This is a genomic window from Neobacillus niacini (assembly GCF_030817695.1).
Lineage (GTDB): Bacteria > Bacillota > Bacilli > Bacillales > Cytobacillaceae > Neobacillus > Neobacillus niacini_F.
The window spans coordinates 2,811,554-2,835,859 of the sequence record NZ_JAUSZQ010000002.1 but is presented as its reverse complement, the minus strand read 5'-3'; the positions used below and the strand labels follow the sequence as shown (position 1 = coordinate 2,835,859).

At 38.1% G+C, this 24,306-nt stretch carries 24 protein-coding genes; 10 read left to right on the top strand and 14 right to left on the bottom strand.

What is annotated here, in order from left to right; translation table 11 throughout:
* Positions 1 to 353 precede the first annotated feature (353 nt).
* Together yyaC and QFZ28_RS14565 are read right to left on the bottom strand one after the other, a co-directional pair.
* On the bottom strand, positions 354 to 953 hold the full coding sequence (gene yyaC / locus QFZ28_RS14570; RefSeq protein ID WP_307195298.1) for a spore protease YyaC: 600 nt from the start codon (positions 951 to 953) through the stop codon (positions 354 to 356).
* A gap of 89 nt (positions 954 to 1,042) precedes the next feature.
* Positions 1,043 to 1,207 carry a hypothetical protein gene (locus QFZ28_RS14565; RefSeq protein WP_307195297.1) on the bottom strand — a complete coding sequence of 55 codons (165 nt, stop codon included), beginning with the start codon at positions 1,205 to 1,207 and terminating at the stop codon, positions 1,043 to 1,045.
* Positions 1,208 to 1,440: 233 nt separating this feature from the next.
* On the opposite strand from QFZ28_RS14565, the gene QFZ28_RS14560 reads away from it, so the two are divergent.
* The 3 genes from QFZ28_RS14560 (at position 1,441) to QFZ28_RS14550 (ending at position 3,699) form a co-directional block, all read left to right on the top strand.
* Positions 1,441 to 1,902: a flavin reductase family protein gene (locus QFZ28_RS14560; protein ID WP_307195296.1), complete on the top strand. Its 462-nt coding sequence runs from the start codon at positions 1,441 to 1,443 to the stop codon at positions 1,900 to 1,902.
* Positions 1,903 to 1,987: 85 nt separating this feature from the next.
* Positions 1,988 to 2,218 (top strand): hypothetical protein, encoded by a 231-nt coding sequence (locus QFZ28_RS14555; RefSeq protein ID WP_307195295.1) that lies wholly within the window; start codon positions 1,988 to 1,990, stop codon positions 2,216 to 2,218.
* Positions 2,219 to 2,430: 212 nt separating this feature from the next.
* Entirely contained in the window at positions 2,431 to 3,699 is a 1,269-nt protein-coding gene (locus tag QFZ28_RS14550; protein WP_307195294.1) for a S8 family peptidase, read from the top strand.
* Positions 3,700 to 3,741: 42 nt separating this feature from the next.
* On the opposite strand, the gene QFZ28_RS14545 is transcribed toward QFZ28_RS14550, so the two are convergent.
* From QFZ28_RS14545 to QFZ28_RS14535, 3 genes are all read right to left on the bottom strand, one after another.
* Positions 3,742 to 4,653: a DMT family transporter gene (locus QFZ28_RS14545; RefSeq protein WP_307195293.1), complete on the bottom strand. Its 912-nt coding sequence runs from the start codon at positions 4,651 to 4,653 to the stop codon at positions 3,742 to 3,744.
* Positions 4,654 to 4,786: 133 nt separating this feature from the next.
* Positions 4,787 to 5,191 carry a hypothetical protein gene (locus tag QFZ28_RS14540; RefSeq protein ID WP_307195292.1) on the bottom strand — a complete coding sequence of 135 codons (405 nt, stop codon included), beginning with the start codon at positions 5,189 to 5,191 and terminating at the stop codon, positions 4,787 to 4,789.
* A gap of 306 nt (positions 5,192 to 5,497) precedes the next feature.
* Positions 5,498 to 6,115 (bottom strand): RraA family protein, encoded by a 618-nt coding sequence (locus QFZ28_RS14535; RefSeq protein WP_307195291.1) that lies wholly within the window; start codon positions 6,113 to 6,115, stop codon positions 5,498 to 5,500.
* Between the two features lie 193 nt (positions 6,116 to 6,308).
* On the opposite strand from QFZ28_RS14535, the gene QFZ28_RS14530 reads away from it, so the two are divergent.
* Positions 6,309 to 6,905 carry a class I SAM-dependent methyltransferase gene (locus QFZ28_RS14530; protein WP_307195290.1) on the top strand — a complete coding sequence of 199 codons (597 nt, stop codon included), beginning with the start codon at positions 6,309 to 6,311 and terminating at the stop codon, positions 6,903 to 6,905.
* Between the two features lie 237 nt (positions 6,906 to 7,142).
* On the opposite strand, the gene treR is transcribed toward QFZ28_RS14530, so the two are convergent.
* The 3 genes from treR to treP all read right to left on the bottom strand — a co-directional run bounded on the left by treR (position 7,143) and on the right by treP (position 11,043).
* Positions 7,143 to 7,859 carry a trehalose operon repressor gene (treR, locus tag QFZ28_RS14525; protein ID WP_307195289.1) on the bottom strand — a complete coding sequence of 239 codons (717 nt, stop codon included), beginning with the start codon at positions 7,857 to 7,859 and terminating at the stop codon, positions 7,143 to 7,145.
* A 12-nt stretch (positions 7,860 to 7,871) separates the two neighbouring features.
* The gene (gene treC, locus QFZ28_RS14520) at positions 7,872 to 9,539 is read right to left on the bottom strand and encodes an alpha,alpha-phosphotrehalase (RefSeq protein WP_307195288.1); all 1,668 of its coding nucleotides are present in this window, start codon (positions 9,537 to 9,539) and stop codon (positions 7,872 to 7,874) included.
* A gap of 79 nt (positions 9,540 to 9,618) precedes the next feature.
* Complete coding sequence (gene treP, locus QFZ28_RS14515; RefSeq protein WP_307195287.1) at positions 9,619 to 11,043, bottom strand: PTS system trehalose-specific EIIBC component; 1,425 nt, start codon at positions 11,041 to 11,043, stop codon at positions 9,619 to 9,621.
* 479 nt (positions 11,044 to 11,522) lie between these two features.
* Between treP and QFZ28_RS14510 the strand changes: the two genes are divergently transcribed.
* The gene (locus QFZ28_RS14510; RefSeq protein ID WP_307195286.1) at positions 11,523 to 11,933 is read left to right on the top strand and encodes a VOC family protein; all 411 of its coding nucleotides are present in this window, start codon (positions 11,523 to 11,525) and stop codon (positions 11,931 to 11,933) included.
* Between the two features lie 155 nt (positions 11,934 to 12,088).
* Here QFZ28_RS14510 and QFZ28_RS14505 read toward each other — a convergent pair whose 3' ends face one another.
* The 6 genes from QFZ28_RS14505 to QFZ28_RS14480 all read right to left on the bottom strand — a co-directional run bounded on the left by QFZ28_RS14505 (position 12,089) and on the right by QFZ28_RS14480 (position 17,986).
* Positions 12,089 to 12,481 carry a thiol-disulfide oxidoreductase DCC family protein gene (locus QFZ28_RS14505; RefSeq protein WP_307195285.1) on the bottom strand — a complete coding sequence of 131 codons (393 nt, stop codon included), beginning with the start codon at positions 12,479 to 12,481 and terminating at the stop codon, positions 12,089 to 12,091.
* A 251-nt stretch (positions 12,482 to 12,732) separates the two neighbouring features.
* A complete protein-coding gene (locus QFZ28_RS14500) occupies positions 12,733 to 13,923 on the bottom strand; it encodes a M14 family metallopeptidase (RefSeq protein WP_307195284.1) in 1,191 nt (396 codons plus the stop codon).
* A 181-nt stretch (positions 13,924 to 14,104) separates the two neighbouring features.
* Positions 14,105 to 14,776, bottom strand: a complete 672-nt coding sequence (locus QFZ28_RS14495; protein WP_307195283.1) for a DUF2642 domain-containing protein — start codon at positions 14,774 to 14,776, stop codon at positions 14,105 to 14,107.
* A gap of 168 nt (positions 14,777 to 14,944) precedes the next feature.
* Entirely contained in the window at positions 14,945 to 16,156 is a 1,212-nt protein-coding gene (locus QFZ28_RS14490) for a hypothetical protein (RefSeq protein ID WP_307195282.1), read from the bottom strand.
* 62 nt (positions 16,157 to 16,218) lie between these two features.
* On the bottom strand, positions 16,219 to 16,764 hold the full coding sequence (locus QFZ28_RS14485; protein ID WP_307195281.1) for a hypothetical protein: 546 nt from the start codon (positions 16,762 to 16,764) through the stop codon (positions 16,219 to 16,221).
* A gap of 154 nt (positions 16,765 to 16,918) precedes the next feature.
* The gene (locus QFZ28_RS14480; protein WP_307195280.1) at positions 16,919 to 17,986 is read right to left on the bottom strand and encodes a CotH kinase family protein; all 1,068 of its coding nucleotides are present in this window, start codon (positions 17,984 to 17,986) and stop codon (positions 16,919 to 16,921) included.
* Positions 17,987 to 18,283: 297 nt separating this feature from the next.
* On the opposite strand from QFZ28_RS14480, the gene QFZ28_RS14475 reads away from it, so the two are divergent.
* The 5 genes from QFZ28_RS14475 to QFZ28_RS14455 all read left to right on the top strand — a co-directional run bounded on the left by QFZ28_RS14475 (position 18,284) and on the right by QFZ28_RS14455 (position 24,146).
* Positions 18,284 to 19,669 carry a hypothetical protein gene (locus QFZ28_RS14475; protein WP_307195279.1) on the top strand — a complete coding sequence of 462 codons (1,386 nt, stop codon included), beginning with the start codon at positions 18,284 to 18,286 and terminating at the stop codon, positions 19,667 to 19,669.
* A gap of 248 nt (positions 19,670 to 19,917) precedes the next feature.
* Positions 19,918 to 21,273, top strand: coding sequence for an arsenic transporter (locus QFZ28_RS14470; protein ID WP_307195278.1), 1,356 nt, complete (start codon positions 19,918 to 19,920; stop codon positions 21,271 to 21,273).
* A gap of 73 nt (positions 21,274 to 21,346) precedes the next feature.
* The gene (locus QFZ28_RS14465) at positions 21,347 to 22,693 is read left to right on the top strand and encodes a flavin monoamine oxidase family protein (protein ID WP_307195277.1); all 1,347 of its coding nucleotides are present in this window, start codon (positions 21,347 to 21,349) and stop codon (positions 22,691 to 22,693) included.
* 83 nt (positions 22,694 to 22,776) lie between these two features.
* Entirely contained in the window at positions 22,777 to 23,070 is a 294-nt protein-coding gene (locus tag QFZ28_RS14460) for a hypothetical protein (protein ID WP_307195276.1), read from the top strand.
* A 275-nt stretch (positions 23,071 to 23,345) separates the two neighbouring features.
* Positions 23,346 to 24,146, top strand: coding sequence for a hypothetical protein (locus QFZ28_RS14455; RefSeq protein ID WP_307195275.1), 801 nt, complete (start codon positions 23,346 to 23,348; stop codon positions 24,144 to 24,146).
* Positions 24,147 to 24,306 lie beyond the last annotated feature (160 nt).

Here is a 24,306-nt window from a genome sequence, read left to right as displayed (position 1 = left end):
ACTCATTAAGAAGTTTGCAAACCATTTCCGCCCTCTCCGTATTGATGTTGTGTAGGTATGAGAATTCATAGGCGGAGAATTTCCTGCTAAGTATATAAGGGAAGCTTAAGAAACGGATATAAGCGGAGGTAATCCGATTAACTGCTTTAAACAAGACAAAATCCAAAGATTTGGAGAATATAAACGGAAAAACCTCCCTTATTTTTAAGGAAATAAGGGTATTTCCCAATTTAGCCGGACTTCTACCGTTTATTTTTCATATACAAAGTCACAGTCGGAACACATTTTGAATGCTTATAAAGAAAAAGGACAGATCTCCAAAGCGGGACCATTATTTTTTTATGTAAACCCTTTTAATAAGTTAAAATTGGCTGGTAAGATGGGTATTTAAAATATTGTCTTACGGTTAAAGAAATACCCTTCGCAATCGAAGTGGCCATTGTATAAACAAGATTGAGATCTGTACATAACAAGGAATTTTTTAAGGCTGAATCATTCTCGAGGACCACACCTGTTATATTGCAGTTCCCAATTGGAGGAAGAATATTTCCTAATCCAATACCAGGGACTATCGGCCCATCCCTGACCACGATAGAATTAACAAATTCTTCACTTCCTAAAACACTATCAATTGCAATAATAAAACTATTTTTTCGAAAAGAGAGTTGTCCTAGTGCCGGGATAAGTGTTGTTGCGTCTAGTGGAGCCTGCAGGTTTCCAAAAACAGTTAAGCGATCAGGAAAGTTGTTCTTCAACAAACTTCCAACAAAAGGGCCTAAGCTATCACCATTAATCCGACTAGATCCAATCCCAATCACATACAGATGTTCGGTCTCGTCTGGTATAATAGAATATAGTGCTTGGCGAATATAGAAAGGTGCTAATCTATCATTATAGGGAATAACTTTATTCTGTCTAGTTTGTAAACTAACACTAACTGTGCTGCTGTCCATGCTGTAACACCTCACCATTGTTTATACTATCAAAAGTTTCTACATTCCTATAAAATTATCCTTCTATATTTACAAAATTATCAAATTAATTAATCTATTTCTTTTGCTAGTGCACGTCCCGCTTGTCTGCCAGTAAATAGGCAGCCGCCGATAATCGTGGTCCCGGAAGAATGCGGATACCGTGCTTCTGCAAGCTCAGCTGTTGCCACTAAACCAGCGAGCACTGCACCTACTACAATGACATCAAACTTCATAATTTTCCACCAGGTATAGATACTTCGATGGTATTTTAAATTTTTCGAAAAGTCAATTAAGTTTTTTGGTTGACAGGAATATGATGAGGAAAATAGGATTTAGAATAGTTTGAATCATAATAATAGACACCAGATTCCAAAGATTATAATATTAAGAAAGAATTTCTGTTCTATGTAAACAAGTTTTTAATAAGATGAGCATGATAACGTAAAAAAGGGTAGGGGTGTCGAAAATGGATGATCGTTTCTTTCGTAATGCAATGGGGAAATTTGCAACGGGGATAACCGTTGTGTCAACAGAAGTAGATGGCGAGTCACATGGGATGACAGCGAATGCATTTGTTTCTGTCTCATTAAATCCTAAATTAATTCTTGTTTCCATTGATAAAAGAGCAAGAATGCTGCCTTTAATTCAAAAATCCAAAAAATTCGCAGTCAGCTTTTTATCGGCAGAACAACAAACAGAATCGATGCGGTTTGCAGGACAAATAAAAGAGGAAACTCCATATAACTTTGAGCAATTTGGTAATTTGCCAGTTATCCAAGGAGCACTTGCCAACATGACGTGTAATCTTTACAACGAGGTTGAGGCAGGTGACCACATTTTATTTATCGGCGAGGTTATAGACCTTAAGGTAAATGAAGGGGATCCATTGTTATATTTCGGTGGGCAATACCGTAAATTATCAGAATAACGCACTTTGAAGAAGCTGTCACTTGGCAGCTTTTTCTATTGTGGTTCTACTTTTGTATTGTACAATTAGAATAGGGAGGTTTACCTTGTTAAAGAAAATAAGAATTACATTAGGAATCATTGTTATATTATTGGCGGGATATGGATTAGTTACAAAAAATTTTGTGGCGCAGCCAATCATGATGTTGAGTTTAAGTGCTTTTATTTTAGCGGGTGGTTTGGACGAGCTTAAACGAGGGATAAAACGCCGTGGATATATTAGTATTTTTCTGGCAGTATTTGTATTCGCGATTGCTATAAAAACGTTCCTATCATAAAAGGGTAAAAAACGGAGAAATCTTATGATCTCTCCGTTTTTTGTCCGCATTATTGATGTGAAGCTACATTGTTTTTTCTTTCGTAGAATTCGTTTACATATAAAATTATTTCCCAACCTGCAGTGTATTGATTAATTAGAAATTTCTAAATAAACTCAATATTAAAGCGTATGAAAGCTGTACATAAAAAAAGGCAGGAGAGGGGAAATGAGATGAAAAAGAAAAAAAGCATTGCCTCATGCTTACTAGCATTAACCATGGGGGTTTCGTTGTTTGCCTCAGCCGCCTATGGCGAGGGAACAGATTCAAAAGAAACTTACCGGGTCTTTATCAATGGACCAAGTTCTGAAAAAGCAAAAGCAAAACAAACAACTGGAGTACGATGGGATTTTGGAGCTGAAGGTTATACAACCACTATTAATTCCAAACAATATCAAGCATTATTAAACAATAAAAATTTATCGATTGAAAAGGTTTCCGAGGTTCAATTAGATCGTATTGAAAATACTTCAAAAGATAAAATTGGTACAACAGCTATTACATCACTTCCAAGTGACAGAACACCTTGGGGAATGCAAGCGATTTATAATGACCCTAACATCACAAGTACATCTGGCGGATCTGGGATTAAGGTTGCTGTTTTAGATACGGGTACGTATATCAATCACTATGATTTGGTGGGAAGTGCAGAACAATGTAAGGACTTTACCCAATCATCTTCACCTATTGTTAATAATTCATGTACGGACCGTAACGGGCATGGTACACACGTCGCTGGAACTGTATTGGCACATGGAGCCTCCGATGGTTTAGGTATCTATGGTGTTGCTCCGCAGGCGAAACTTTGGGCATATAAAGTATTAACGGACAGTGGATCAGGATATTCCGATGATATTGCTGGAGCCATTCGTCATGTAGCGGATGAAGCTGTTAGAACAGGCTCAAAAGTAGTCCTTTCGATGTCACTTGGCTCAAGTGGAAAAGATACGATGATTGCTAGTGCTGTAGATTATGCATATGGCAAGGGAGTTCTAGTTGTTGCAGCAGCAGGTAACTCAGGATATGCGGCTAACACGATTGGATATCCCGCTGCCTTAAAGAATGCCATTGCAGTAGCAGCCTTAGAAAATGTCCAGCAAAATGGCACCTACCGCGTTGCCAATTTCTCATCTCGCGGTAATCCTTTAACAGATGGTGATTACGTAATTCAAGAAAAGGATGTAGAAATTTCTGCACCAGGCGCAGCAATTGAATCAACATGGTATGATGGGAATTACAATACCATCAGTGGAACTTCCATGGCTACTCCACATGTATCAGGTTTAGCAGCAAAAATCTGGTCATCTAATTTGTCATTGTCTAACGCTCAGCTTCGTTCAGAGTTACAAAGAAGATCCAAATTGTATGACATTAAAGGCGGCTATGGTGCAACAACTGGAGATGACTATGCGTCAGGATTTGGTTTTGCAAGAGTAAAATAATCATAGAGAAAAGCCATCTGATATGTTAGATGGCTTTTCTTGTTACCGTTTGACTACGGAAAGTATAAAAATCGTTGCAATAATAGAAAGTGCTCCCAGCCATTCAATTGGAATAAAGGAAACATGAAGCCAGGCTACGGCTAGAAAGGCGGCAGAGAGCGGTTCAATACAAGCTAGAAGACTCGCCTCAGAAGCTTTTATGTATTTCAGGCTTTCCATAAAGCAGAGAAATGCGATTAATGTGCCAACTAGAACAACAAATGCAACAGCCATAAAAGAGGTAGGCGACCAGTGCCCTTCAAATTTCCATGGAGGATGGAAGAAACTTAACCCAATACCTCCGATCATCATACCCCAGCCAACGGTTAACGTTGTTCCCCATTTTGTAAGCAGTTTTACCGGGTAAAGAGTATAAAAAGCTAGAGCAAATGCAGATAGTATTCCCCAGCCAAATGCAGAGCCAGATGTCGAAAGCGACTGGATATTACCTTTAGTAACAAGTAGGAAGGTGCCGCCAAGCGCAAACACAATGGCAATCACCTCATGTTTCACTGGTAATGACTTGGTACGGAAACAAAAATATAAGGCGATCAGTACCGGTGCCAAATATTGCAAAACGGTGGCAGTGGCGGCATTTCCTTGCTCTATGGCCATAAAGAAGGTGTATTGAACACCGAGCATACCAATAATTCCAAACACAACAAGCTGTAAAATGTCCTGCTTATTTTTCCAAATACTCCATATATTTTGTTTCCCAACTATATGAGCAAAAAGTAATAAACCCAGTCCGGCCAAAAGTAATCGTATTACCACAAGCCAGTTAGTACTGAAGCCTTGCTGATGAAATAGGTACTGGGCCACAGTTCCCGAGACACCCCAAGATGTCGCCGCGATTAATACTAATAAAATTCCCTTTGTCCGCGGGTAAGACAAAGTAGCGCCAAGTGTAGTCAAAATAATCCCCTCCAAATAAACCATTCTACTAATTTACCAGAAATTGAAAAAGTTTAAAAGATGATTTTGGGAAAACTTTCGGTTAAAAAAAGAAAAGCCATTAGACAGTAGCATTGTCTAATGACTTTAACGATTATCGCGGTGTTAATGTTTTTACGGAAATCGCAGGGGAGTATGAGGTAACGATGCAGCCTTCTAGATTGCTTTCACTTAATAACCCCAGTTGAAGGGCGGATTTAATTTTTACGTCATCTGGCTTTTTAACAACCTGAACCAGATCGTTCATTTGTAATTCTTCTAATCTTTTGACGGTAACGTCTTCATTATATTTTTCAACTTTCCTAATTTGCCGTTGCAGCTTATAGCCATTAATCGTGATTTCAGCTTTATTTGTAGGACCTACCAGTTTATTAAAATAGTCCTGAAACAGGTCCTTTAATTGATTCATTTCCAGTTCAATTTCCTTTTTCTTCTTATTAAGCTCATAATATTTAACTAACATCTCATCTGTAATGAAGGAATCATTCTGTTTAACCAAGATCCTCTCCTCCTCATCGAACGTATATTCTATTGTATTGGCAGTAAAGGAGGATTAGTACCATTAAACTTCTACAAATATTTTAAAAGTGCTCTTGGTTTTTTACACCTTTTGAATTCACATAAAGAAGGTTAATTTGTGCACAATAGTGTACAAGACACTTTATCGGATGGGATTCCTATGCACCTATTATTTGAGCTCATTGTTAGTTTTATTGTAGAAGTTCTTTTTCATGGTGTCATTCGATGGGCAGGGAGGTTGTTTATCTGGTTTGGCAGGTTGTTTAAGCTGTTTAAAAAATAGGTCTTATTTTGATAATAATTGATCGAGATGTTTCCGTACTGCATCAGGTTTCCCAGAAATACTTGCTTCTCTAAGTTCGTCTTTTTTCATTTTTTCTATAGATGAAGCCAAAATTCGTTGTTCCATTGCTCGAGGAATGACCACCACTCCGTCGGCATCTCCCACTATGATATCCCCAGGATTCACAGGAACACCGCCGCATGAAATTGGGACATTCACTTGACCAACTCCCGCTTTACCACTTGCTGCGACTGTCGTTCCTCTTGAAAATACGGGAAAATTCAAAGCTTTCACCCCGACAATGTCTCGTATGACACCATCAACCACAAGACCGCCAATCCCCAATGATTGTGCCATGCCTATAACAAAATCACCGGCAATCGCCCTGTATTGGTCACCTTTGGCGTCGACTACTAAAATATCACCAGGATTAGCTTCTCGAATTGCTTTTAAGACGGAAAGATTTTCACCTATAGGTACTTTCACTGTGTAAGCTCGTCCGGCAATCTTATAATTCTCCTTTAGTGGTTGAATCGCGGGATGCAAGGTATTTAAACCATCCATGGCGTCTGATATGCAGGTAGTTGGTATCCCCAGAAAATCGTTTATAATTTTTTCCACTTCAGTTTCCCTCCCTATGCTTTAATAGACACTCTTTAATTATACATATTGCAGGATGGATAAAATTCATAATTTTACTAAAAATTCGGACGGAAGTCAGCGAAAATTCGCACAGTTTAATTGGTTTTAACGTAAATCACTAGACCATCAGATAGGCGAATGCTACTATTATCTAGATTAGGAGTTGAAGATTTTGAGTAATCAATTTGCAAAATGGTATGATTTTTTTATGGGACCTTTGGAACAGAGGAAGTTTAAAAGGGTGCGAGAGGATCTGCTTAAAAGTGCGACAGGGAAGGTGCTTGAAATTGGTTCAGGGACTGGAGTGAATTTTCCTTTGTATAGGAATGTTGATCTTGTCATCGCCATTGAACCGAGTCAACATATGATTGACCAATCACTTTCAAAGCGTAAATTAGCAGTGGTGCCAATTGAGATGGTTAATGCGAGCGCAGAAAGGCTTCCGTTTGAGGATGATACTTTTGATACCGTCGTGGCAACACTTGTTTTTTGTACGATACCGAATGTTGAAGAGGCAATTAACGAGTTAAAACGGGTATGTAAACCTAACGGAAAAATACTAATATTTGAACACGTCAAGATGGAAAATACCGTGCTTAGCAGCATGCAGGAAGGCCTCACACCTCTGTGGAAAAAAATCTGCGATGGCTGTTGTCTGAATAGAGAAACATTAAAGGCATTTACATCACAAGGATTGAAGATCGAGAGAGTAGAAAAATTTTATAAAGACCTCTTTATTGTAGCTGAGCTAAGGAATAGGAAGGAGTAAGTACCTTTTGCTTCCCTCCAATCCGCTTTATTTACCTTGCAGGGAAGCAAAAACTACTTTTAATTCCCGCTTAGTTGCTTTTTTCACCTGGCAGGGAAGCAAAATCAACTTTTGATTCCCTCTTATAAGCCTTTCATGCTCAGTAGGGAACCAAAAACACATTTTGCTTCCCTCTAACAAGCATTTTTTGACTTGCAGGGAACCAAAAAGAAAAAACCTCAAATTGAATTGAGGTTTTTACTGTGTTCTGCGGGCAAAGTCGACAAATCTGAATTTGTCAGGACGATGCCGGGATTCAGTATATTGAAATAGGCTGGCATCCTCTAAATAGACATAGTTTTTGATGACGACAATATTATGAAAACCTTCTAAGTCTAAAAATGAACGATCCTCCGCAGTTGGTTCTTCTACGACTATTTCTTTTTTGGCAAAACTAATCTTCAGGTTTAATTCATTTTCAAGGTAGGCATAAATGGAGTTTGCGCATATTTCCTCCGTAATTGAAGGGACGTATTTTGCTGCAAGATAATCTTTATCAAGAATGATTTTCTTACCGCCAATTTCCCGCGTTCGAACGATTTTCCAAACTTGGTCCTTGCCTGAAAGCTGAAGCTGCTGCCTGATATAGGCATCCGGCTTGAAAATTAATGATAACTCATTGACAATTGTCCTTGGCTTTTTTTCCATTTTATCAGCCAGCTCTTTAAAACTAACCAGACCAGAAACCGGAAAATCAAATTTATTAATATCAATGACAATCGAACCTTTGCCCCTTACTTTTTGAATGTAGCCATTTTGAGCCAGCAGGTTTAATGCTTTTCTAATCGTTTCTCTAGAAGTATCGTATTGCTCCTTCAGTTCATTTTCAGAGGGGAGAAGGGAATTTGGCGGGATTTCCCCGCTTTTAATCTGGTCCACAATACTATTAAAGATAATTTGATACTTATTCGTCATAAAAATCTCCCATTATTTTTTCAAATGATAAACAATGGACTCATACGGTCTTAACTGAATTTCCTTGGCGAGTGGTACAGAGTCCTCATAATTTGAGAGTAACACACCATTTGACAAGCCATCAATGTCTAACTTCTCTGGGAGAGAAAAGGTCGTGACTTTTCCATAAAAATTATTAATCACCAACAGCATTTCATGTTCCGTTTTGCGTACAAAAGCAAAGACAGAATCATGGTCTTCGGAAATCAATTCATAATCCCCGTTCGTAATCACATCATATTCTTTCCGTAACCGGATGAGTTCTTGATAGTGATAAAAGACAGAGTCTGAATCCTTCATCGCATTTTCTGCATTTATTTCCTTGTAATTAGCAGCTGTATGAATCCAAGGAGTACCAGTTGTAAATCCAGCATGTTTACTAGAATTCCATTGGACTGGAGTTCGGGAATTATCACGAGATTTTTGTTTTAAAATCTCGATAATCTCTTGTTCTGACAATCCTTCCTTTTTCAGAATTTCAAACATATTCAATGATTCCACATCTCGATAATCATCAATTTTGTCGAACTTCGGATTGGTCATTCCAAATTCTTCCCCTTGATAAATATAAGGAGTTCCTTGCATCATATGGATGGTTGTCGCAAGCATTTTTGCTGATTCTTTATGGTACTGTTGATCATCTCCAAACCTTGAGACAACACGTGGCTGGTCATGGTTGCACCAGAAGAGGGCATTCCAGCCGCCGCCCTTATTCATCTCAACCTGCCAATCTGACAGAATGTTTTTCAATGCTTGAAAGTCAAAATCTGCTTTCGTCCATTTGTCTCCATTTGGATAATCCACTTTTAAATGATGGAAGCTGAACGTCATATTAAGCTCTTCTTCACGTGGATTTGTGTAGCGAATGCAATTATCAATCGAAGTAGAAGACATTTCACCAACAGTCATAATGTCATATTTTGAAAATACCTCTTGGTTCATCTCATGGAGGAACTCATGAATTCTTGGTCCATCTGTATAAAATTTACGGCCGTCACTGTCATCCTCAGGAAACTGCTGATTTTTCGATATCAAATTGATCACATCTAGTCTGAAGCCATCGACACCTTTTTTTAGCCAGAAATGCATCATTTCATATAAGGCTTTACGAACCTTTGGGTTTTCCCAGTTTAAATCTGCCTGGGTAACATCAAATAAATGGAGGTAATACTGGCCAGTGGTTTCATCCCATTGCCACGCTGAGCCGCCAAATTTTGATTCCCAGTTGGTAGGAGGGAGGCCATCCTTTCCATCTTTCCATATATAAAAATCGCGGTATGGATTATCTTTTGAGGATTTGGCTTGCTTGAACCACTCATGTTCAGTGGATGTATGGTTGATGACGATATCCATAATGATTTTGATTCCGCGCTTGTGTGCTTCTGCAAGAAGCTGGTCGAAGTCATCCATCGTACCGTATTCTTCTTGGATGTTGTAATAGTCGCTTATATCATAACCATTATCTCGTTGAGGGGATTTATAAATCGGAGTGAGCCAAAGAACATCGACACCAAGCTCCTTTAAGTAGTCGAGCTTCTCGATAATTCCCTGGATATCACCGGTACCATTACCGGTCGTATCATTAAAACTTTTTGGATAAATTTGATATACTACTGCTTTTTTCCACCATGATGTTGCCATGATATACACCTGCCTATATTTTTTGTGACGCTAATAATGAAAAGGAGGGAGATGGTCTCCCTCCTAAAAAATTGGAGTATTACTTTTTAAAAGAAAATTTGTTCATTCCTGTTTTTGCAAAGATGATGGTTAAAAGGAAAGGAACTACAATCGCTACTAACATTGCCACTGCAAACATCATCATGTGCTGCGGCTGTATGGAAAGGAATCCTGGAAGACCGCCGACACCGATTGAGTTAGCCATTACATCACTACCTACAGAAATGACTGCTGCTACGAGAGAACCAATCATAGCTGCAAGGAAAGGGAAGCCATATTTTAAGTTAATACCAAACATCGCTGGCTCTGTAACACCTAGGTAACAAGAGATCGCTGCTGGAATAGATACTTGTTTTTCTTCTTCATTTTTACGATTAATGTAGATCATCGCTAGAACAGCAGAACCTTGAGCAATGTTTGATAAGGCAATCATAGGCCAAAGGTTCGTTCCGCCAAGCTCTGACATTAATTGTAAGTCAATTGCATTAGTCATATGGTGTAAACCTGTTATAACTAGTGGTGCATAAGCAAAACCAAAGATAGCAGCAAATAACCAGCCAAATGCTGATGTTAAACTTGTATATACAACATCAGAAATCCAAGAACCAATTGTCCAACCAACAGGACCTAAAACAATATGTGCAATTAATACAGTTGGAAGTAACGCTAAGAATGGTACAACAATCATAGAGATTGAATTCGGAACTATTTTTCTAAGTCTTAACTCTAAGAAAGAGAGTAGGAATCCAGCTAAAATAGCAGGGATTACTTGTGCTTGATAACCAATCATTTCAATTTGAGCAAAGCCAAAATCCCAAGTAGGAATTTCTTCTGCTCCTGCAACGCCATAGGCATTTAGTAATTGCGGAGATACTAATGTAATACCAAGGACAATACCAAGGATTGGTGTTGCACCCATTTTTCTAGCGACTGCCCATGTAATACCGACAGGCAGGAAGTGGAACACTGCTTCACCAATCAACCAAAGGAAGGCGTGAACACCAGCCCAAAACTGAGAAACTTCGACGATCGTCTTCGTTCCATCTTCAAGCAATTTAATGTCACCGATTACGTTTCTGAATCCAAGGATTAAACCACCGACAACTAATGCAGGAATTAATGGTGTAAAGATATCCGCAAGATGGGCAATCATTCGTTGCAGCCAATTCATATTTTGCTTTGCAGCAACTTTTGCATCTTCTTTTGTTGTTTCGCTAACACCGGCTACTTTAACAAAATCATTATAGAAGGTAGATACATCATTTCCGATGATTACCTGGAATTGTCCTGCTTGGGTAAAAGTTCCTTTTACCGGTTTAAGAGCTTCAATTTTTGTTACATCCGCTTTGCTAGGATCATTTAAAACAAAGCGCATTCTCGTCACACAATGGGTTACGGCAGCAATATTTTCCTTACCCCCAACGTGTTCGAGGAGTTCTTTCGCTGACTCAGTAAACTTCGTCATTATTTTTTCCCCCTGTACGAATTGGAAGTCTCCAATTCTATATATAGTGTATTATTTCCTTATATTTACAGATTTATGTGTACGTTAACAACTCGATACACCAACGTGTATATACAAGTATTTTGGTTACGGTTACATTCTAACTTGTATATACAAGACTGTCAACTAATTATTTTTATTATTATCTTTACTACTATTTAATGATTTACTTATAATAGGAGGTATTATTACAAGTTCATAACTTTTCAACTTTAACGCTTTAAACTGTTGAAAGAATTTTCGGAAAATGATATAATAAACTTGTTTAAATTCTTCTGAGTTTAGACCTCCTAAAACTAGAGCTTAGCCTTGACCACTAAGCTCGCCTTTTGCCTTTGACATCTGTCAAAGGTCTTTTTTTTTGAGTTTTTTGATTGAAGGCTATATTTTTAGGGAAAAATAATATATTGGTGCTTATTTGATAAAAGGGAGTGTTTACCATGAAGGGGCAGGTTACGCCATATTTATCTTTTGACGGAAATGCAAAACAAGCTTTGGAGTTTTATAAAGAAGTCCTAAGGGCTGAAATTATTGGTCTTCAAACCTTTGGTGAAGCTGATTATCCTACTCCGCCAGAAGCGGATCATCGTGTCATGCACGCTAAGCTAAGTAAGGGTGGTATATCGCTTATGTTTTCAGATACCTTTCCAGGACAGTCAGTTGTTGTGGGGAACAATATTACGCTTACACTTGAGCCTGAAAGTGAAGAGGAGATTCAACATTTATATAACTCTTTAAGAAAAAACGGAAAGGCACTTATGGAACTGGAGGATACATTTTGGGGTGCTAAATATGGAAGAGTTCAGGATCAGTTTGGGGTAATTTGGGAATTGAATTATCAAAAATCTTAATTCAAAGCACTTTTCTAAGTGCTTTTTTAATTGCAAAAAAAAAGAAAGTGGTGGGGCCACTTTCTAAAGGAGGTATTGTATCATGGGTTAATATAATATATGTACCTCTTTGTACATGCATGTAGTGAACATGTCCATTTTTCGAAAATTTTTCCTTATTCCAAGAACCGTTTTTTTATTTCTGCTGTAGGCAGCATGCAGCTGTCCCTTTTGCCAAACCATTTATAACGATTTTTTGCCACTTTGTCATAAAGGAAATCTCTAAAAACTGGAGGGAGGACCCTTAGTACAGTAAACAACTTCCAAAATCCAGTTAATTTTCCGCATATCTGTAATGCTGCACTTGATTTGAAATATACTTTTTTATTTTCAATGACAATGATACTGTCAATCTGTTTACTTACCCCATATTGCTTTAATAAACGCTTTCCTGTCTCACTTTGGAGTGAAGCAAACTTGAAATATCCGATTGGATCTCGCTTGATAATAAACTGAACACTTTTGTTACAGAGGTTACAAATTCCATCAAACAAAATGATTGCTCCCATGTTCACTCACCCGCCCTAAATATCAGTATAAATTATATTAACAAAAAACAATGATGGTTAGCGATAATACAAAATTTATTATTTAGTTGCGGATGATTGAATTTAGTTACGGATAGCTGCCATTTACTTGCGGATGAGCTGAATTTACTGGAGCATAGTCAGAAATACTGGGGCTTAGCCAGAAACACTCTCGCATAACCTCCAAAACCCATCAAAAAAACCTATCCCAACAAGGTCGAAATAGGTCATCATTACATATATAGTCCAGCCAAAAAGATCCCTAATGTTTCTTCATAAATTTCGTCAAATTGAGCCAGAGGGAGGGGGTTGGTTCCTCTTCCGAGTTCAACGGTAAATCCTGGCCTGCGCCAGTCTTGGATAAACCAATCCTTATAACCAGCATAGCTTTCAATCGTCTTGACCGGCTCATATCCACTGACTCTTGCAAACTCGTTAACGAGCACCTCAGACTCTGGCGGTTCCAAATTCTCAAATCCCCAGTAGATGACCTCACCTTGAGTATGAAAAGCTAGAACCCGAGCAAAGTCACGTCTTCTAGTCAAATCTGCCATCGCAATCGCTTCAGGCTCTGATAACGGATGTTCACCCACGTAATCCCGTGGTCCAGGTTGAGTAGGATTCCTAGCTTTTTCTAATTCCCAGCGCGCAGGGAACTGATCATTTAGATCAACACCTCGAATATTTGCTTTCCATCCAGAAAAATCAGTGCTTCCACGATTAAGTTCGATGACTCGATTTCTCCACGTTTCATTTTCAGGCGGACCATTCAGCACAAGACTTACTCCGTCTGGGTTAACCATTGGAACAAGAGACAACAAGCTTTGCCTGTATAATGGAAAAGTCGAAAGACCACTTATGGAGCTGCCATTCGTAAGCGATAAACAATAATCATTTAAAAAAGTCATCAGTATAGGGGTAGTTATCCATTCATTAGCATGAAAAGAAGCATTATAATGAACTCTTTTACTGCCATTACCAATTAAAACTTCTGGAATCGTGTTGCCAAGTACTGAATTCCCTGCATTTGTTACCCTGAGAAATGGATAAACGTTTTGCAAACGAGCAATATCACTCATCATTGTTCTGAAATCATAAGGCCGCTTTCCTTGAACTAGTCTCCAAGTTATCCTAAGTGGAACCTTAATGCTTTGCCCGACTACTAGACGATTCGGATTTACATTAGGGTTAGCAAGCAGCAGCGCATCAAGTGACAGATTACGGTTTTGGGCAATACTCCAAAAAGAATCACCGCTTCGGATCTGATAATTCTGCCCAACAAATCCGGGAATTCTGATTCGCTGTCCTGCTGCAAGCTGATCTGGTTGAATATTTCGGTTAGAATCAATAATCAGTTGAATATTCATTCCAAACAGTTGACTGTAATACCATAAAGAATCACCTTGTCTCACAAAGATGTCCATGAAATCCTCCTGATGGAAAACTGTTCTTACTTAAAATGTATGCTGGAAAGTTGAGCATTTATGTAGGTTTTTATATTTGCTTAATTTTAGTGAGGGGCTAATAAATAAAAGAGTGCCGCCCTTAGGACACTCTGTTAAGGTTATATAGAGCGAATTGGTCATGTTAAGGCTGCCCTCATATTTATGTCATATGAACGGTTTTAATGTGCTGAAGATTTAAATAGACTGGATCACCTTTAGCCGTTAGCAATTCCACGAAGTTATTTTTTATTCCCATTATTTTCCCCATACCATTCTCGTTTTCCCCGACATTAAATACAATTAATGTTCCAATCAATTTTTCAATCTGGACTTCAAACGATCGCGCGAAAGTTATGTTTGATGGATTTACCGGTAGATTTGCATTGCTTAAGCCATATGGCCGCTGATTATTGGTGTAAGGAATTAACCATTTTAAGTGGTTAAGTGAAATAAACATGGTTTTGTAAATAGGGGAGTAAAATACAAAATAATTATTCATAATGCTTATAATGTAACCGTGTATAGCTTGTTTACTGGTCACAACTATTTCTGTAAAAATACCCTTAGCCGCTGTAAGAGTTTTTCGTAGTGAAATTTCCTCGTTAGGGTTGAAAATAGGGGATTGGTCCTCTGATAGAGTGATAATTTCATCAATTTCTTCTTTTTTAGGAAACTTCCAATTTTGAATATGAACAGTAGGAATGTATAAATAATCATAACCATCGTAAATAACCCACAAATCACTGCCTATGTCGATTAAGATTCCGCTGATGGGTTTATTACCGGAGATTTCTAGTTTTATATAGGTACCAACATGGTCTTTTAATTTCATTTAATCACATCCTTTCTACTAAAATGATTCTACAAAAAGAGCGGGTGCACATAACTAGATATTACGATGAAAGAATGCCCAGCTCTTTATTGTAAAATTGTAATTGGCACAGGAATAGAAGATTAGGTTTACAGATAATCATTTGCTGCCATTATCTTGGGGAAGTGATTAAATGCGTTTTTGTGAGTTATTCCGATTCGGCCATCCTGAGAAGATGGATCTTCGGTCAAAATCACGTTTAGCTGGTTCACCGGAAAACCGCGATGCCCCAACTTCTTGAGCCTTAGGTTTTTTATCCTCTTTTTTACTTTCTACGGTGTTCATTTTTGTCTTTTCTATTTTCATAAGTGGATTCGTTTCAAGGGTTTCTTTTACCTTTTTTACTTTATTTAATAGTTCCTGCGCAGAACTCGCAGGTACTTGTTTCTTCGGTGCAGGTTCAGCTTTCATTTGCTCGCGTACAGGCTGTTTTACCTGGGCTCTTTTATCCATAGAAGGAGCCGCAGCTTTTTGAATATTTTCCTTATCATGTTTCACAATATTTTGAATAACAACTTCTGATTTTTGCTTTTTAACTTCCTCTTGATGTGTTTGTGGTATTTCAGTTCTTAACCATTTACTATCAGTGCTGTGTTTTCCAGTTTGCGGAACACTTTCACTTTGAGCAACTTGCTTCTTATCTTCTTTTTTATTTTCATTGCTGACTTTTGCAATCTGTACAGAGGATCTGATAGGTTCTGCCCAAACCTTTTTCTCATTTTCCGGTTGACTTACCATTACCTTCGGAGAACCAATTACTTCTTTGTCTACCAGATTCACTACTTGTTGAACTTTAGCAGGCTCCTGTTTTTCTTCTTTCATGAAAACTTGAGTTTCAATATAATTGTCGTCTGTAACTTCTTCTTTACTTTCGGAAACAGCTGCTTCTGTTTCATTTTTGTTTTCTTCTTGTTTTTCTTCTTTCCGATAGCCTTTTAATATATTGGAAATGTGAGATATTTTGATTAAAATTCTATCTTCACCATTGATTAACGTAACAAAGTCGGTGTCGACGATACTTAGTACACCACTAAAAGATTGCTTGTTTAAGCACAAAATAGATACCCATGAATTCTTTAATGAGCTTAATAAGTCTGCTAAACTCTGAGTTTTCATAAATTCGGTGGTGATTTCTTCACCTTTAAATTGTTTCGTATTTTTCGTAATCGCCTGAATTTTGTCAATGCTATAGTAATAGACGTAGGCTTTTTCGTCTTCTAGAATAATATGATCAGACTCTACGCCCATTAGTTTTCCTTTTATAATTTCTTCACCAACATACAGATTTACGTTGTATCCTTTTAGTAAATCCACAGTCGATGAAAAATTATCAGATCCCATTCAACGTTCCTCCTTAGGGTAAATTTGTCGCTCCTCTTGGAGAAGCGACAAGGTTTTTATTTTCATTGTCTTACTTGTGAATTTTCTGCACGTACAACTCTTTGTCTCACAACTTGTTTTTCATTTTGAGACATCGTGTTCTCTTCTTTACCTTGATCTTTATTTTCTTCTTGTTTTTCACTTTCGACTTTTAATCCATAACTGATATTACGGATATGCCACATAGATACACGGACAACTTCTTCTTTGCTAATTAACGATACAAAGTCTTTATTAATTTCGCTAATAACACCTTCAAGTTTTTCCGGACCTCCACGGTTAATTCTTACCCACTGGAATTTTAGGCATTCTAGTAGACCTTGGAAGCTTTCAGCACTTTTAAATTCAAAATTCTCCGGAACCTCAATTCCTAAATCCATCGTATCCTTTGAATTTTCTGTTACACTTTTTACATGGTGTGTATTGTAATAAAGCACACCATCATCCTTAGTCAAAAGTACTAGATGGTCATCAAGAACGGCCATTAATTTACCAATTCTTGATTCTGGTCCTCCTCTGTCAACCTTGATCGTCTTCCCCACTAAAGACTTCCACATGTCGTTATTCATACAATATTTATCCTCCTTTAATTAAATAAACATTTACACTGCATTTATATGTGTCACGGTATGATGTTGTACTAAACGAAGAGCCTTTTTTCTTACCTTTTTGTAAAAATAGGCAAAAAAAGAAGTATATGAAGTTCATATACAAGGAAAAAGGTCATAATGACGCTAATTTTTCAGTCAAATAGCCATTTCTTTTCTTAATAAATTTGAGAATGACGTCTTTTTCTTTTTCAAAAGATTTCTCATTCATATTTATATAGGGATCTGTCCTAATAAATGGATTTAATAGTTGAAATTGCTCTTCGATTATTGGCTCTAAAGCTTCGATATTGAAGTGATTATCTAAAATGGAAGTCATGATTTCTTTGTATTGTAATCTATATGGTTGAATATGGAGAAGTCGTCCAGTTAAGGTATTATACCCGGTAATGGGAACGAAATCGTAATCAAGCTTCCTTCCGTGAAGGTCTCTACCCCAGGTCCCATCATAATCCCAAGGGGTAATTTCAAACAGGTTTGTTTTGCTATTAAGATAGAGAGCATAGTTATGGATAAAACCATCAAAGTTTTGTGTACAAACGACACCAGCAAGCCATCTAAGATACTTTTCGATATCAAGGAATTTGTCAACTTCCTTTTCAAATTCTTCATTAGATAAAGTGTTGATGATTGCAATAAAATTCTCCAATAAAGATAGGTCTTTTTCCTCGCCGTATTTTATCGTATAGCCCTCGTTTAAACTCGTTTTCAATTCGTTCTCTGGAGAGATTAAGGAAAAGTTTGCAAAATAATTCGTGGCATATATGATTGGTCCATCAGGAAGATTTCTTTTTTTCAAAAGATGTTGATCAAAGGATTCCAGTTCTAAATAAATTCCTTTGCAAAAACCATTGATATAAAGCAGCACATGCTTGGAGTGTGGAGAAATAACACCAATGGTATCAAAAAAATCAAGAGAGAGTTTGTTTCGACTTAGTGAAATATCATCATATTCAGCATTCAGATGTATTTCATGAGCACCATCAAATAGATAAGGTTTTTGAAAAATGATATTATAGGATTTCTTTTTCTTCTTTCTAATGACATTTCCCCGATAGGTGAGTCCTATTTTGTATCGTTTATTGCCAATTTTTATTAAGGCTGGGACATGTTCATCCTCCCAAATATCATCCTCCAACTTTTGCAGCCATTTTGGATTAATGAAGATTTCGTATTTTAACACGTAAATACTCCTATACATACATTTTTTCTAGATAGTATGCGGCCTTTCGGAGGAATGTGCAGTACAAACATCTAGTATTTTGGTATAGGACAAATATCAATACTCAAATATTTATGAAATGAATGTAAAAAAATAAATGTTTGTCTATATCAAGTACCACTTTATTACCATAAATTAGAAAGTGAAAAGAATTTATTTATGGAAAGTGGTGGAAGACCAAGATGGGGATGGACATGAATCAAATGCTGTCAAAAGCAAAAGAAAATGGAGTCGTTTTATTTCTAAATAACAATCCAGATGACAAACAAGACAAAAAATGTTTCTGTAATGATGATTCAGATTCCAGTGGCAGCAAAGGGTCCGACGGAAGTCGGGGGTCTAAAGGAAGTAAAGGATCAAGTGGAAGTCATGGGACTAGCGGCAGTAAAGGCAGCGAGGGATCTGGTGGAAGTAGAGGATCCAAAGGCTCACGCGGTTCTGGTGGGTCTCGACGGAAAAAAGGCCCGAAAGGTCGAAAAGGTCCTAAGGGTCCAAAAGGAAGAAAAGGCAAACATAGTTCTGGTGGAAGTAGAGGTTCTAAAGGCTCACTTGGTTCGGGCGGAAGTAAAGGATCAAGAGGCTCACATTGTTCCAGCGGTAGTAAAGGGTCCAAAGGTTCACATGGTTCCCGCGGAAGAGGATCCAAAGGTTCACATGGTTCCGGTGGAAGTAAGGGCAGCAAAGGATCAAGAGGTTCCGGTGGATCTCGTCGTAAAAAAGGTCCAAAAGGTCCAAAGGGTAGAAAAGGCAGACACGGTTCAGGTGGCAGCAAAGGATCCAAGGGTTCACATGGTTCTTGCGGTAGCCAAGGTTCCAAGGGCTCACGTGGTTCTAGAGGAAGTGGAGGATCCAAGGCCTCTCATGGTTCGGGCGGTAGCCAAGGATCCAGGGGCTCTCATGGTTCGGGCGGTAGCCAAGGATCCAAGGGCTCTCATGGTTCGGGCGGAAGTAAAGGATCTTATGGCGGTTATGGTTATGGTGGTAAAAAAGGATCTAAAGGCGGGCACGGTTCAGGTGGAAGCAAAGGATCTAAAGGCGGTAAGCACTCCGGTGGTAGCAAGGGATCCAAAGGCGGTAAGCATTCCGGTGGTAGTAAGGGATCCAAAGGCGGTAAGCACTCCGGTGGTAGCAAGGGATCCAAAGGCGGTAAGCATTCCGGTGGTAGCAAGGAATCCAAAGGCGGTAAGCACTCCGGTGGTAGCAAAGGGTCTAAAGGCAGTAAGGGCTCAGGTGGCAGAAAAGGATCTAAAGGTGGGTACGGCTCGGGTGGAAGCAAGGGGTCTAAAGGCGGTAAGCACTCCGGTGGTAGCAAAGGATCTAAAGGTGGTAAGCACTCCGGTGGCAGCACAGGATCTAAAGGCGGGCACGGCTCGGGTGGAAGCAAGGGGTCTAAAGGCGGTAAGCACTCCGGTGGCAGTAAGGGGTCTAAAGGCGGTAAGCACTCGGGCGGAAGTAAGGGGTCTAAAGGCGGTAAAGGCTCGGGCGGAAGTAAAGGATCCAAGGGCGGACACAGTTCGGGTGGAAGGAAAGGAACTAAAGGCGGACACAACTCAGGTGGAGAAAAAGGCAAAGACTCAAAAGGTAAAAAATAATAAATCCCAAACCGGTACTTCTGGAGTACCGGTTTCTTGTGGTACCCATTAAATTCATAGGACAGTTGCCTATAAAGGAACCCTTTAGGCATTCGTTTAGCTGCAAAAAGATAGGCGATAAACCAACCATTATTTCAAGAAAGTATCTAGATACTTGCTGATTTACATAAATTCAAGATATTCGTTTAGTTCAAGCCTCCAAGAACCTACGTATTATAAAGCAAAGGACAAGAGAAGACATGAAAAGGAGATTTCTTAGAATGAAATTTTAGTTAGATTGAAAGGAGAGAAATAACATATATGTATCAACCATCGACGGTGATCATAACCATATTTGCATTTTTTCTAACCATGGTGATGATTTTTATCCGTCCGAAAAATATGAATGAAGCTATTCCAGCAACGATTGGGGCAGTCATTGTCATGTTAAGCGGAAGCGTTTCTCTAGCTGATTTAATGGATATAAGTTCAAAAGTCACAGGGGCTGCTATAACCATTATTGCAACCATCGTTATGGCGATTGTGCTAGAAAGTTTCGGCTTCTTTAGATGGACGGCGGCACTGATGTTAAAAGTATCAAAAGGGTCCGGAATTCGTTTATTCTGGTATACATTATTACTTTGCTTTTTGATGACAATGTTTTTCAATAATGATGGCAGTATTTTAATTACTACACCCATTCTCATTCTTATATTTAAAAATATCGGTTTAAAGAACCGCCAAAAGATTCCATATCTATTAAGCGGTGCCTTAATCGCAACCGCTTCAAGTGCTCCAATCGGAGTAAGTAACATTGTTAATTTAATAGCATTAAAAATTATCGGAATGGATCTTTACCTTCAGACTGCTATGATGTTTGTTCCGAGTACCATTGGACTACTATTTTTAGCCTATCTCCTCCTACTCGTTTTCAAGAAGGACATCCCTAAAGAAATCAGACTCCATTCCTACACTCTGCCATTGTTAAATAACAATCGTTTTCACCCATTACAAAGAAAAAACGAGGATATGTTTGAAAAACAAAAGAAGTTAATGATCCAAATGCTTATCTTTGTCTTTATCGTTAGAATCAGCCTTTTTGTCGCCTCGTTTTTGAACATATCAGTTTCTTTGGTAGCTGTACTAGGTTCTATTATTTTACTAATCTGGAGATGGATTCATTTAAAGAAAAATCCAAAAGACGTATTATTCAAAATACCTTGGCATATCTTGATTTTTGCTTTTTGTATGTATGTCATTATATACGGATTACACAATATCGGGTTAACAGCCCTTTTGGTAGAACAACTGAGTTCTATTGTAAATGGCAGTTTACTTCACGCAAGCGTGACGATGGGAATCATAACAGCTTTCCTTTCGAATCTATTTAATAACCATCCTGCCTTAATGGTATCAACAATGGCACTAACTGAAATGGGATTAGAGCCATTATTAACGCAGACCGTCTACTTAGCAAATATTATTGGAAGCGATATCGGTTCCTTAATCCTGCCAATTGGTACACTTGCCACATTGATTTGGATGGATATCCTGAAGAAAAATAATATAAAAATAACGTGGCTGGAGTATATTAAAGTTACAATAATTGTCATTCCGCCAACGCTTGTTTTTACTCTAATTGGTCTGTACCTATGGCTGCTTCTGGTATTTGTTTAAAATTTAGTAGAAAGGATTCACCTTATGGTGGTCCTATTTTTCTTTGGATAGAAAGGAAGTTAAGGGGGACAACATGCATAATAAGGGGAATCAAATAGACGTGATTATTGTTGGAGCAGGTTTATCAGGCTTAGCCGCTGCACGTACCTTGAGGAAAAATGGGAAGACTGTTACAGTCCTTGAAGCTCAATCACGAGTAGGTGGGAGAATACTTAGCACCTCCATAAAGGGCAGTATTTTTGATTTAGGTGCTCAATGGGTTTCTCCACACCAACATCGCATACAAACCTTAATAAAGGAGTTCGGACTTACCACCACTTCTACCTATAAAGAAGGTACCTCTCTATATGCCTTATTAGGCAAAAAGAAACGAGGATTAGGTAAAAAACCTCCTTTTTCGCGACTGTCACTACTTGATATTACATCAATCGAATATGCAGTTAAGAATCTGTTAGAAAACATAGAGCCAACAAAACCATGGGAGTCTCCTTTGGGACAAAAATTAGATTCACTCACTATGGAAACATGGTTAAAAAAGAAAATGTTTACAAAATACGGTAAAGCATTTTACCGTCAGGTTTATGAAGAAGGGTTATGTGGAAGATTGAGTGAAGTTTCCGTCTTGGATTTAATATGGAGTATTAAATCAACTGGAAGTTTTGATCAGTATCTTAGTGCGGAAGAGGAATGGATTACAAATGGTGCGCAAGAAATTCCGAATCGAATTGCAGAAGAATTGGGTGACACCGTCCTGCTAGACAGTAAAGTGTTGCGGATTGATTGGGACGATACAGAAGTAAAGGTGTACACAGAGCAAGGAGTGTGGTTCAGTAAAAAAGTAATTTTGGCGATTCCGCCAACACTAACCAATCGAATTGTCTATCATCCACCATTACCTTCTTCAAGAGACCAGCTATGTCAACGCGTTTGGCAAGGATCTGTCATTAAATGTGTTATGGTATACGAAACTCCTTTTTGGCGGATTCGTGGTGAAAGTGGAATCGCTTTTCACGACGATGGACCGGTTAAGGCGACAATCGATAGTTCAAATCCAAGCCGAACGGAAGGTATTCTAATAGCATTCGTCACCGGTGAAGAGGCACGTAGACTCGGAGAACTTTCTAAAGAGGAAAGAAAAATGGAAGTACTGAACTGCATTTCTTATCTTTTTGGACATGAGGGATTGAATCCTAAAGGATATTTTGATAAGGACTGGTCTGCAGACCCTTGGGCACGAGGTGGTTATGCCGGCCATTTCCCACCTGGTGTTCTCTCACAATTTGGACAGGCACTAACCAAGCCCATAGGACCCATCCATTGGGCTGGAAGTGAGACTGCGACTGAATGGAGGCTATATATGGAAGGTGCCTTAGAAGCAGGAGAACGAGCTGCTCTAGAGGTGATAAGAAAACTTACATAAATAATCATATATTCTATTTGAGTGCCTTTTTAAAAAAATTATAGCAAAAGAGCAAGCAAGTATTAGTTAAAGGTCCTGCCATAATGACTCTAACAGTTAATCACCAATGTTTCTTACCTGAATGCTTTGCGCCCATTCCTTGGACATCTATCCTGCATACAGTAAAAGGAAAGATTTTTGGTGGACATCATAATGGCGGACACCATGGTCACCATCATGGATATGGATACGGAGGATTTGGTGCAGCACCATTTGTAGGAGGTTTACTAGGAGGTTTAGCTGCAGGCGCATTAGGTTCACCTGGCTATGGTGCCTATCCTTATCCAGTAGCAACGCCTTATCCTGCACCGGCACCATATCAACTACTATCCATATAGCGGCTATCCATATTATTAAATAATTTACTTACAGCCCTTTCAAAGCGAAAGGGATTTTTTTAATCCCTAATTAACAGACTAACTCAATTATTAGGATGTTCTGTAACGTGAGAAAAACGAATTCAATAGTAAGGATGACATCCGCTGTGATGTCATTCTTTTTTCTTAGAAAATAATTTAGAGCCTTTTTTTATAAAAATGAAGATTGGAGGTTTTGAGTTTTAACGTTTGTCCCTCTTCTTCAATACTATAGTAATAAAAGGCAGGTGAGTAACATGTACTTGGTTGGCTTTTATTCGCCAAAAGCGAAATCAGGTGTGACGGAATTATCATTATCTATTTATCATTGGCTAAAAATGAATACAGCTTTATCTGCTGCGTTTATTTCTTACGGAACATTGGAAAAGGAAGGTCTCTCTGAAGAGGTGATCCATGAATTTTCTAAATTATCTCTTCCCGAACAGAAAAGAATCGTTAAAAATATGAAGAAAGAGTACGATATTATTATCTATGATGCCTCGAGTCAGCTCTCTGAAGGTGTTTTAAAGCTTTTACCTATAGTCGATAGATTATTTGTTGTCGGTGAAGAAAATACAGATTTTGCAGTTAAGCTCCATCAAATTATCCAATTTAACAAAATCTTTGATAAAAGTGTGAAAAGTTTCATCCAACATTTAAAAGGAAATAAAACCTTTATCATCCGGGAGAATAAAGAAGGCCGTGTTATTGGCTTTAATTATACAAAAAAAGAAACAAATGATATTGGTCAAATGGTATATAGAGATTATGTAACGCGGTATTTAGAAGAAAAGTTTATTGAAAAAAATGAAAAAATCTATAGGAAAATTAAACTAATCCCAAAAGAAACATTGTTTCGAGGCTTATATGAGCTGGGAATTGATTTTGAAAAAGCTCTGCTCTTTCATGAATATGTTCTTTTACGTGAAGCATTGGGTCAGGATTATTATGAAGCCCTTGAAAATCTGTTCCCACTTATAATCAATTCATCTTTTGAAGAAATACTAGAAAAATTCCAGAATGAAATTAAATTTATCGCAAAACTAAAATTATCTTAAAAAAGTCAGGAACAAATTTCCTGACTTTTTTACTGATTACCATTATACGTTTTGATCATTAATACTTAACAAATTATGCATTTACGCTATAATATTTTAGAAAATGGTTGAAGATGTAATCTATTTCTATTACTATTTTTATGTAGAGTCAAAGTTGAAA